This window comes from Clostridium bornimense (assembly GCF_018917145.1).
Lineage (GTDB): Bacteria > Bacillota > Clostridia > Clostridiales > Clostridiaceae > Clostridium_AN > Clostridium_AN bornimense_A.
Map to the genome: position 1 here is coordinate 17,604 of NZ_JAHLOD010000043.1, position 11,382 is coordinate 28,985.

Consider the following 11,382-nt stretch of genomic DNA (forward strand, 5'->3'; position numbering starts at 1 on the left):
GTATTTATAATAAAGGAGAAATAATATGGATAAGAGAATTATTTCTAAAGAAATATTAAGCGATGCAATTCGTTTTATTAAAACTATTAATACTATGAAACATAATATTAGAGCTGCAAATATAGATTATAATAATTTTGAAAGTGTGTTAAAAGCAAAGGCAGAAGCGCTTCTTAAAAGTGATAATGGAAATACTGCAAGTATCCAATATGCAATAAGTGAAGGGGATAATATAGCAATATCAGATAGTGTTGGTTTAGCTGATAAGTATAAAAGTGAAAAAGCTAATAAAAATAGTATTTATGGCATTGGATCTATAAGCAAGTTGTATACTACTGCTGCTGTTTTACAATTAGTAGATGAAGGAAAGGTAGATTTAGATCTTCCTGTTATAAATTATATTGATAATTTTAAAATGAAAGATAATAGGTATAAAAGGATAACAGTACGAATGTTATTAAATCATTCTGCAGGTTTTATGGGAACTACACAAGGTAATGTATCTTTTAGAAAAATTAACGATAGTTATGGATATGATTTATTTTTATCTGATTTATCAGAGCAAAATTTGAAAGGAAATCCCGGAGAGTATTCTGTTTATTGTAATGATGGATTTACTCTTGCACAGGTTTTAGTTGAAAAAGTAAGTGGTATGGATTTTTCACAGTATATAAAGAAAAATATTACTGATCCATTAGGTTTAATAAATACTAAAACACCAGTAGATAAATTTGATAGAAGTAAAATAGCTAAAGCTTACGATAAATATATGGGCAGAGAAGAGCCAGTTGAAAGTTTTATGGATGTAGGTATGGGAGGAATGTATTCCACTGCTGAAGAAACATGCAAATTTATAAGATCTATAACTAATAGCAATAGTAATATTTTAAGAAAAAAATCTATAGAAGCTATGGGAAAGAAAGAATATTTAAAAGGTGTGTGGCCAATTGATGCAGAAGATAATATATGGAGTTTCGGGCTAGGGTGGGATTGTGTAAATTTATTTCCTTTTAATAGATATAAAATAAAAGCAATGAGTAAAGCTGGGGAAACTTTAGATTATAATTCATATGTAGTATCTATTCCGGAGTATGATATTACTATGGTAGTAATATCTTCAGGAGGAAACTTTGAAAATAATCAATATTTTGTAGTTAGCTCGCTTTTAGAACTTCTCCAAATTAAGGGTATTATAAAAGAACCATTGCCAAAAGCAAAATTAGATTATCAAAGAAGCCAGTTTATGCCTCAATATTTAAAGGATTACACTGGTTTATATGTTGGTAAAAATAAATACTATAATGTAAATATAAGTTCTGATGGAATATTAAGCTGTAATATGTACGGATATAATATGAGTTTTTACCATACATATTCAGGATTTTTTGAAACAGAAGATGGCACTATGGGCATTAGATTTAGAAAAGAAAAAAATGGGGAAACCTACATGGAAAGACGTATATATATCGGTGGTTATGGGTTATACGAATTTGCTTACTGTGAGTATATAGGTCAGAAGGTAGATAAGAATATATTAAGAGGAGATATTAAGAAATGCTGGGATAAAAGAGGAGACAAGATGTATGTTATAGTAAGTGAAAACTATGCATCAGAGTTTTATCAATATGGTTTAGGGCTATGGTTTGAGAAAAATGTAAATGGTTATGTTAATGGAAGTAATAAGATCGTTGATAAAAGTAATAGTAAGGTTATACTTAAGTTACCGATAGTTGAAGGTAGTGACGTATATGATTGCAACTTTATAGAGAAAAATGGTATAGAGTATGTAAAAAACGGTGGCGTTGTATATATGTCTCAAGATGGTATTGAAATTTTAAATGGCAATATTAATAAAGTTAATATAGAATCTGATGGATATACTAAATGGTTTATTGTACCTAATGAACTAAACGGAAAAATATTAGAGGTAAACTTATTAGATAAGACAAATTGTATTATATATAATTCTAATGGTTATAACACTGATAATTTCTATTTTTATAAGAAAAAATCAGCGGTATTAGCAGCAGGAAATTATGTTGCAATTGTAGGAGAGAAGGGTATGGAGGTAAAGCTAGAAGTTAAAGAGAGTTTATAAAAATATTAAATATGGATTTTACGATAATAAGCCAACGAAGATGAAAATCTTTGTTGGCTTATTATTTTTTTAAAATAAAAGTAATTTTAACTTGAAAATTACAGATTAGGTGAACTATAGAATAATGAAAATAAAAAAAGAAAAGGAGGAAAGGTTGGAGGTAAGTATAGAGAAAAATTTATAGAGCTTTTTAAGGAAGATTATGAAAATATATCAAAGTCAATAAAAGAAAATGACAAAAATGGAGTGTTGAGTTATGATAAATACATAGAATATTTGATAAAAGATGGAGAGTTCGATCATAAAGTAAACCAACCATTTAAGAGTTTTGTATCAGGATTATTGGATTTGACCATAATAAAACCTATAATAGAAGTTTATACAGGAACAGATTTAATAACGGGAGAAGATTTAACAGATTTAGAAAGATGCTTAAAAGGTGTAGGAGCAGTTATTGATATTTTAACGCTAGGACAAGCAATGACAATAGCTAAAGGAGCAGAAGCAGGAATATCAAAGATGCTTAAGACAGTAGCCGTAGAAGGATTAAGTAATGTGGCAGGCTATACAGCAGCAGAGATATCTAATGCTTATGATATGCCACCATTAGTATCGATGATAGTATCTCTTGGAGCAGGAATTACAGCAAGTAAAGTAGGATGTAAGTATATAATAAAAGATTCATCAGGAAAGGTAATACAGGAAATTTCAGAGGAAGTTGCTAGGAATATTGATAATACTAGCAATACTACTTCGATAAAGGAAAATATTCTTAATAATGTTGAAGAAAGTAGGATAGCTAGGGAAGCTTCAGGATATAAGAATTTTATTGAGTTTGAAAATGGGTTAGGTAAGGGAGTAAGTAACACTGAGATAAGTAGAATTGATTATTTAAGAAATAAGTATGGTACACTAACTTCTGAGCAAATTAATAATAGAATCAATTTAAGGCAGGTCACACATGATAAATTAAATGAATTAATTGAAAGAGAATTAAGAAGCGGTATGTCAAAGAAAAAAATACAAAATAAATTAGGGCCGGCAATTGCTGGAGTTTATGATCCAGTTACTGGTAAGTATTATTTTGGAATAAATAATTTAAATGGAGAGCTACCCGAAAATCTCCATAACTTATTAAAAACTAATTATATAAATATGCCTACAGAAGGTATATTTGCAGAATATAATAATTTTACACTAGGTGCTGGGTCACATGCTGAAATTTATGCATTAAATGAAGCGCTAATAGAAAGGGAATTGATGGGGATTCCAGTAAAGAATTTAGGTAAATTAACACTTACAGTTCTTAAAGGACCCAAATGCGGATGGAAAAAGATGGGCATGCCTATGCCTAGATGTCCTCATTGTGAATATATAACTGGTAATGTAAATTATTTTCCGGAGGTTTTAAAATATGCAAAATAAATTGTTAGATAAAAATTTTATATTAAGTAGAGGAATTGATTATGATGAATTAGAAGTAGACTATGATAGATTTGGGGATAAAGAATTTATTATATGTGAAGGAAAAGAGAAATTTTTTTCGGGTATAACATATTCATTATTTCCTAATGGAAATCTTGAATTTTATGCATTTTTTAGAGACGGATTTAAAGATGGAGAGTTTGTTGAATTTTATGAGGATAATAAAATTAAATGTATTCAAAATATGCAAAGAGGAAGAACTTATGGCGTTAGAAAAATATGGTATAACAATGGTGTGTTAAAATCAGAAGCTAGATATGAATATGGTGTTTGTTTAACATCAAAAGAATGGGATGATAAAGGAAATTTAATTAGAGAAAAATCTAAACCCACTGAAGATGATATAAAGCTTAGAAATAGTCAAGAAAAGTGGTATAAAAAGGCTATAGAAGAGGAGTAATATGGAGATAAAGGAAGTTCATGAATTTAATGTTTATAAGGAGTCAGAATTCATTGAAATACAAAATCAGTTAAAGAAAAAGATAATATTAAAAAATACCTTTAATGAAAGTAGTATTAAATTAGTTGCAGGTGTAGATTTAGCTTATTGGGAAAAAGATAATAAGCAGTATGGAACATGTTGTATAGTTGTTATTGATTATAATACTAAAGAAGTAGTTGAAAAAGTTAATAGCGTGGGGGAAATAAAGGTACCATATATTCCTGGATTTTTAGCCTTCAGGGAACTACCTTTAGTTATAGAAGCTTCAAAAAAATTAGTAGTAGAACCTGATATATTTATCTTTGATGGTAATGGATACTTACATTTTAATCATATGGGAATAGCTACTCATGCATCATTTTTCTTAGATAAACCAACTATAGGCGTTGCAAAAAGTTATTTAAGAGTTAATGGAGTGGATTTTGACATGCCAGATAACGAGAAAGGCTCATATACTGATATTATAATAAATGAAGAAGTATATGGAAGAACGCTTAGAACAAGAATAGATGTAAAGCCTATATTTATATCATGTGGAAATTACATTGATTTAGAAACAGCTACAGAAATAGTATTAAATTTGATTAATAATGAAAGTAGAATACCAATTCCAACTAGGGTAGCTGATTTAGAAACACATATTAGTAGAAGAAGTATGATCTAACTTTTGCAGTAAATTGTATTTAAAATAAAAATTAAATATATATTATAACAATGATAGAGTCAATGTTTCTAAATGAAGAAGCATTAACTTTTTTGTATTTATAAAATCCCACTTTAGACGTGGGGTTCAGTAAAGCTTATAGCTATGAAACATAATAAAAACTCTTTTTGATATAATAGCGGTCTGGCAACAGTAAATATCATATAGAGTTTACGTAATAGTAATATTATGGAAATAACATATGACGGAAAGGGTTCTGCAAAGAATAGCATAGTTGAAGTTACAGTATCTAAACCTAGTTTAGTTAAGAGAATATTTAAATAAGAAATTACGTCACGTATAATTTCATTTTTTAGGTGGAGTTGTACGTGATGTTTTATTGTTAATTACATTATTTCGAAATAAAATAAAGTAGATATAATATACTAGAATTAGGTATAGTTTGAAATATTTAAAGGGGGAGAAGAGTTGGAGAATAATGTTACAAGTTACTTGAGAGATGCAGTATCTGTACAAAATGAAAAAGTTATAGATTTTAAAAAGGATAAATTCTGGACAATAAGTAGGGAAAATTATTATGAAGGAAAAATAGATATGTCTATTTGCAATAGTCTTTTTGAAGAAGTGGAAAAGAAAAAGAAAGTTTCTAAAAATAGCGAAAACATATTAATAGTAGCTAAAACAATTAAGACTATAATTAGAAATAGCATTAATACAAATAATAATATTGATGAATTAATAGGAGTATATTATGTGCCGGCTAAATTAAGTAGTGATGGAATATTATCTTTTAGAAAAGAAAAAAGTCCATGGATACCTAGAGAATTTTTAGCTCCAATGGTAGATGCACAAGTTTGTATTGGGAAAAGGATAGATTTTGATGAGGCATTGTCTAAAACTATAGATAAAAAGAATCAGATGGCAGATTGGTCAAAGTATAGGGAGTACTGTGAAGAGATTTATGAACTTGCTACGAAAAGTAAATTTGAGGATGATAATATTAATGAAAAGGTATATTTTGATAACAAGATTTACATTATTATTGATGATACAGTAAATGCTTCTATTCATATTGTAGAATTATATAATAGCATAATGGATAATAATGATAAAAAAACTTTATATGAAAGATTTATAAGTAATACTATTGAATCATCAATTAAACTTGATAAATCTAAGTATGATCTTATGAAGGAACATTGTGGACAAATGGGAGGAGAATATCCATTGTCAAAATCTCAAAGGGAAGCTGTAAATCATTTTAATAATATAGTGGATGGAGAAATTTTAGCGGTTAATGGTCCTCCGGGAACAGGAAAAACAACTTTGCTTCAATCAATAGTAGCAAATTTATTTGTAGAAAGAGCAATTAATAAGGGTGAACCTCCTGTTATAGTAGCATCATCAACAAATAATCAAGCTGTTACTAACATAATAGATTCTTTTGGAAAGATTAATGCAATTGGAATTGATAATTTAGAGGAAAGATGGATAAATGGGGTAAATAGCTTTGCAGTATATTTTCCTTCTGAAAGTAAAAAGAATAGTGCGAAATCTAAAGGATATCATTGTGAAAATAATAGAGGTACAGAGTTTTTACAAGAAGTAAATTCTATTGATAATATACATAAATCAGTTGAAGTTATGAAACTACAATGTAGTAAGTATTTTAATAAAAATTTTCATAGTATAAATCAATGTAAGAGCGAAATTTATAAGCAATTGAGCAATATTAATAAAATAAAAAATGAAATAATAGAAAATATAGAAGATATTAAGGCAATAGTTAATGAGGATGATATTGAAGAATATATAGCTAATTGTGTAAATGATATAGAAAAAAATAAGCAGAAAATAACTGAGGTAGAAGAAAAAGTTGAAGAGGTTGTTCAGGAGAATAATAGGATTAGAAAGAGAACGAAGCAGTGGAGGGAAAGATATAATAAATTACCTTGGTTTATAAAGACATTTAGTTTTATAAGTAGTTTTAGAGAAAAAATATATTCAGATTTTAAAATATACAAGGAAAAAGAAGAATATAAGTTGCTACCAGGAAATTTACTTTTAGATGATATTTTAAATATTTATGGTAATAAAATAGAAGAGAATAATAAAGAAATTAGTAAATATGAAGATGATATTGAGGTATTAAATAAAAAGCTAAAAGAGGAAGAAGAGAAAAAGGCTAAAATAATTAATCTAAGGGAGGATTACATAAATAAAATTGAGCTACTAAAAAAATATAATATAGATTTTATAAAAGGTAGTTCTGTTGAGGAAAAAGAGAAGATAGAAAGATATATAAATCTATGTGATGTTGATAAGATAAATGATCTTATGGATTCTAAGGTTAGATATGTTGAATTTTGGCTTGCGGTGCATTATTATGAATGCTATTGGTTAGAAAGTAAAGATACTATAACAAAGAATAAAGATGAATCAGCGAAGGTTGCCACTATTAAAGATGTATTTTATAAATTAGCATCTATTACTCCTTGTATGGTAATGACATTATTTTTGCTACCAAAACAGTTTAAGGTAAGTAGAAACAATGAAAAGGTAAGTACCTATTTGTATAATTTTATTGATTTATTAATAATTGATGAAGCTGGACAAGTATCGCCAGAAGTTGCAGCGTGTTCTTTTGCATTAGCAAAAAAAGCTATTATTGTAGGGGACGAAAATCAAATTTCACCTGTGTGGGGTGTAAATAGAGCATTAGATATGTCTTTAGCTATAGAAAATAGTGTTATAAATAATGAAAATGAATATGAGACTTTAGTTAATACAGGATTAAATTCAGCGCAATCTAGTGTAATGAAAGTGGCATCGAATACTTGCAAGTATGAGAAGTATAATAAGAAAGGATTATTTTTATCAGAACATAGAAGATGTTATGATGAGATAATAGAATATTGTAATGAATTAGTATATGAAGGTCACTTAGAGCCATGTAGGGGACTCGGTGCTGATGATAAAAAGTATCCATTATTACCATTACCTCATATGGGGTATTTTGATATTAAGACACAAGTATCGCAAAGAAGAGGAACTAGTAGAGTAAATGATGAAGAAGCTAAGACCATAGTAAAATGGATAAAAGATAAATATAATTGGTTAAAAAATAGTTATTCTGATACTGATGAAAAACAGATTTTAGGAATAATAACTCCATTTACAGCACAAAAGAATTTAATAGATAAATATCTAAAAGAAGAAGTAAGAAATATTTCAAAATATATTGATGTTGGTACAGTACATACTTTTCAAGGTGCTGAAAAAAAGGTAATAATTTTTTCAACAGTTTATGGTGGCTCAGAGGGATGTTCTTTTATAGAAAATAACGTTAGTCTTATGAATGTAGCAGTTTCAAGAGCAAAAGATTCCTTTTTAGTATTTGGAGCAAGAGATTGTTTAAATGAAAAAGTAAAAAGTAGTGGCTTGTTAAAAAGCATGTGTAAGGATATTAGCATTTTAGATGATGGAATGATCGAAAAAAGTTAAAATGTAAAAGTACGTCACGTACAATTCTATTTTGAAAGTAGAATTGTACGTGACATTTTGTTATTTAAATAAAACATCTATTTATGTATAATTGATATGAAGACGAAAAATAATTACTAGAATAAAATACGGAGGGGTAAAATGGGTTTATTTATTGGAAAGTTTCCAAGTTCTTTTGAAGTGGATCAAATAGAGGGACGTTTTTGCGCTGGAGGGGAAATAGGCAGTAGTTATTATAATGGAATAGAACCAGGTGACTATATATTTCCTATAAGAAGTGGTGTTTTAGCATTATGGAGAATGAAGGAATATGGGAAAAAAGAAATAAACGGGAACGTGGAAACGGTTGCCTTATTTGACGAGATTAAGAAATTTGATAACATTGTACCGATAAAGGATTTCATAAAATATAAGTACTTTGATTTAGATTTAGTTTTATTAAATAAGGCAACTAAATCTACAAAAGGTATTGGATTTCATAAAGTTGGTTTTACTAAAGATATAAAAGAAATAGAAAGTATAGAGTTTTCACAGGAAAATATACGAAATATTTTTATAAAGACAGATGCTAAAGAAATACAAACAAAAGATAATGATGTAGTAGTAGTTTTAGATAACGTAGAGGATATGAATATAAAAAATATTTGTATAAGCAAAAGTGGAGAATTAGTTGATTATGATGTTTTAAAACACATATATGAAGAAAGAAATGATGTAAAGTATTCATTAAAAGAGTTGCAAAAGTATGCATCAGAAAGGGAAGATAACGCAAAGTTTAAGTATAGATTTTTAAGCTATGCATTAGATGAGTTAAGAGAAAAAGAAGTTGTAGAAATTGATGACCCAATAAAGTTATATGATAACATTCTTGTTGGTCGTAGAGTAACATCAAAGTCTAATAAGATAGGAAACGGTGATGAAGTAGAACCAAGTGATGATGACATACCTAAGTATACAAAAAGTGATATTTTAAAAGATGTATTTATGGATGAAAATAAAATTTATGATATTTTATATAGTTTAGATTATAAGAAAAATATAATACTTCAAGGACCTCCAGGGGTAGGTAAAACTTTTGTTGCAAAAAAATTAGCTTATTTACATAGTGGTATAAAAGATCCAACTAAAATTGAGATGGTGCAATTTCATCAAAGTTATTCTTATGAAGATTTTATAAGAGGATATAAGCCTAACTCACAAGGGACTTTTACACTTAAAGATGGCATATTCTTTGAATTTTGTGAGAAAGCAAAGAAAGATAGAGAAAATAAATATTACTTTATAATCGATGAAATAAATAGAGGAAATCTTAGCAAAATTTTTGGTGAACTTATGATGCTTATTGAAAAAGATAAAAGAGGAGAAAGTTATGCTGTTCCATTAACATATAGGAAGGAAAATGAAGAAAAGTTCTATATACCAAAGAATCTTTATATTATAGGTATAATGAATACTGCTGATAGATCTTTAGCTGTGGTAGATTATGCATTAAGAAGAAGATTTGCATTTATTGATGTAGAACCAGCATTTGAAAATGTAAGATTTAAAGAACATTTATTAAGTCACGGTGTAAGTGAAGGTGTTATTAACAAGATAGTTAACAATTTTGGTGCGCTTAATGAAGAAATAAGCAGAGACAGTATAAACTTAGGAAAAGGATTTGAAATAGGACATAGTTATTTTACAGCAACAGAAGAGATAGAAGATGATAATAAGTGGTATAGGCATATAATAAAAGCAGAAATAGAACCGTTACTTAGAGAATATTGGTTTGATGACCAAGGTAAGGTAGGGGAATTGCTTGAACAGTTACGATAATATACCTATAGAAAATATATATTATATGCTTTGTTATAGTTGGGACAGGCTAGAAGCAAAGAATATAGTTAATGTATCACAATGTGGTAGCAAAAATATTTATGATCTTTTAAGTAGAATTCTAGTAACTCTATTAAATAAGCTTATCAAGAAGGGATTTTATAGAGAATATAAATTAACTTATGAAGAGACACAAACTTTAAAAGGAAAAATAAATTTTGATGATAGTCTTAAAAGAAATTCATTTAGAAATGGAAGAGCATATTGCAGTTTTGATGAATTTGATAGAGATATAACTCATAATCAAATAATAAAAGCAACAGTATATAATTTGTTAAGATATAGTGAGCTTAGTAAAGAAAACAGAGAAAACTTAAGGATTATATATAAGTATTTTGAAGGTATTAAAGATATAAAATTAGATAACAGAATTTTTCTTAAAGCAAAGATACATAAAAATAATAAAGAATATGATTTTATATTACAAATATGTAGATTAGTTTATGATAATTTATTGATAAATGAAAAGAATGGGGAAAAGAAATTTAGTGACTTTGTAAGAGATGAAAAAGCTATGGCTTTATTATTTGAAAACTTTATAAGAAATTTTTATAAAAAAGAGCTTAGTAATGTAAAGGTGTATAGACAAGATATTAAATGGGATATTGAAGGGGAGAAAGATAGATATTTGCCTAAGATGCAAACAGATATAAATATAGATTTTGGGAATACACTAGCCATTATAGATACAAAGTATTATAAGAATCCTTTTAGAGAGAATTATGGAGTAAAGAAGCTAAAAAGTGAAAATCTATATCAAATATATTCTTATATAATGAATATTGATAAAAGTAACTATGATGTGATAAAGGGAGCATTATTATATCCATTAGCAAATGATGAATTGAATTTGAAATATAATATATCAGGATATGATATACATATATTATCTGTTGATTTAAGTAAACAGTGGATGGAGATCCATAATAGGTTGATGGATATAGCGGAAAAGTTAAGAGAGTAAAAGTACGTCACGTATAATTCCATTTTGGAGATGGAGTTGTATATAGAGATATTGGGATAATAGATATGACTATAGAAAAGATAAGCGAAGTTAAGAAGATACAAGAGAGAAATAGAGCTACAAGAGGTTAAAATTAAAAATGAAGCTGTTGCAATATGATATGATACCTCTAAAGTAGACATGGTAAATAACCAAAATCTACTTTGGAGGTATTTTTTATGGGAAAAAAATATAAATATTCTTTTGAAGATAAAATCAAGGCATCAAAAGATTATATTTCAGGAACTAGAAGTTGTCGTCAAATATGTTTAGATCTTGGAATTAAGTATGGTAATACTCGCGGTGGT

The 11,382-nt window shown here is 27.8% G+C and carries 7 protein-coding genes; all 7 read left to right on the forward strand.

The features are described 5' to 3' along the window. Positions 1-25 precede the first annotated feature (25 nt). The 7 genes from KQI30_RS13110 to mcrC all read left to right on the forward strand — a co-directional run bounded on the left by KQI30_RS13110 (position 26) and on the right by mcrC (position 11,035). Positions 26-2,098, forward strand: a complete 2,073-nt coding sequence (locus KQI30_RS13110; protein ID WP_216463796.1) for a serine hydrolase domain-containing protein — start codon at positions 26-28, stop codon at positions 2,096-2,098. Between the two features lie 249 nt (positions 2,099-2,347). Continuing rightward, the gene (locus KQI30_RS13115; RefSeq protein WP_216463797.1) at positions 2,348-3,523 is read left to right on the forward strand and encodes a YwqJ-related putative deaminase; all 1,176 of its coding nucleotides are present in this window, start codon (positions 2,348-2,350) and stop codon (positions 3,521-3,523) included. Beyond that, positions 3,513-3,983, forward strand: coding sequence for a toxin-antitoxin system YwqK family antitoxin (locus KQI30_RS13120; protein WP_216463798.1), 471 nt, complete (start codon positions 3,513-3,515; stop codon positions 3,981-3,983). Before KQI30_RS13115 ends, KQI30_RS13120 begins: the two co-directional genes overlap by 11 nt. Position 3,984: 1 nt before the next feature. After that, positions 3,985-4,689: an endonuclease V gene (locus KQI30_RS13125; protein ID WP_216463799.1), complete on the forward strand. Its 705-nt coding sequence runs from the start codon at positions 3,985-3,987 to the stop codon at positions 4,687-4,689. Positions 4,690-5,157: 468 nt separating this feature from the next. Then, complete coding sequence (locus tag KQI30_RS13130; protein WP_216463800.1) at positions 5,158-8,193, forward strand: AAA domain-containing protein; 3,036 nt, start codon at positions 5,158-5,160, stop codon at positions 8,191-8,193. A 141-nt stretch (positions 8,194-8,334) separates the two neighbouring features. Then, positions 8,335-10,011 (forward strand): AAA family ATPase, encoded by a 1,677-nt coding sequence (locus tag KQI30_RS13135; protein WP_216463801.1) that lies wholly within the window; start codon positions 8,335-8,337, stop codon positions 10,009-10,011. Then, positions 9,995-11,035, forward strand: coding sequence for a 5-methylcytosine-specific restriction endonuclease system specificity protein McrC (gene mcrC / locus KQI30_RS13140; RefSeq protein WP_216463802.1), 1,041 nt, complete (start codon positions 9,995-9,997; stop codon positions 11,033-11,035). The genes KQI30_RS13135 and mcrC overlap by 17 nt, the downstream gene beginning before the upstream one ends. Positions 11,036-11,382 lie beyond the last annotated feature (347 nt).

Bases quoted from the DNA above. Each gene is read 5' to 3' on its own strand.
- KQI30_RS13135 (WP_216463801.1), top strand. From the start codon at position 8,335: ATGGGTTTATTTATTGGAAAGTTTCCAAGTTCTTTTGAAGTGGATCAA.
- KQI30_RS13110 (WP_216463796.1), top strand. From the start codon at position 26: ATGGATAAGAGAATTATTTCTAAAGAAATATTAAGCGATGCAATTCGT.
- KQI30_RS13125 (WP_216463799.1), top strand. From the start codon at position 3,985: ATGGAGATAAAGGAAGTTCATGAATTTAATGTTTATAAGGAGTCAGAA.
- KQI30_RS13120 (WP_216463798.1), top strand. From the start codon at position 3,513: ATGCAAAATAAATTGTTAGATAAAAATTTTATATTAAGTAGAGGAATT.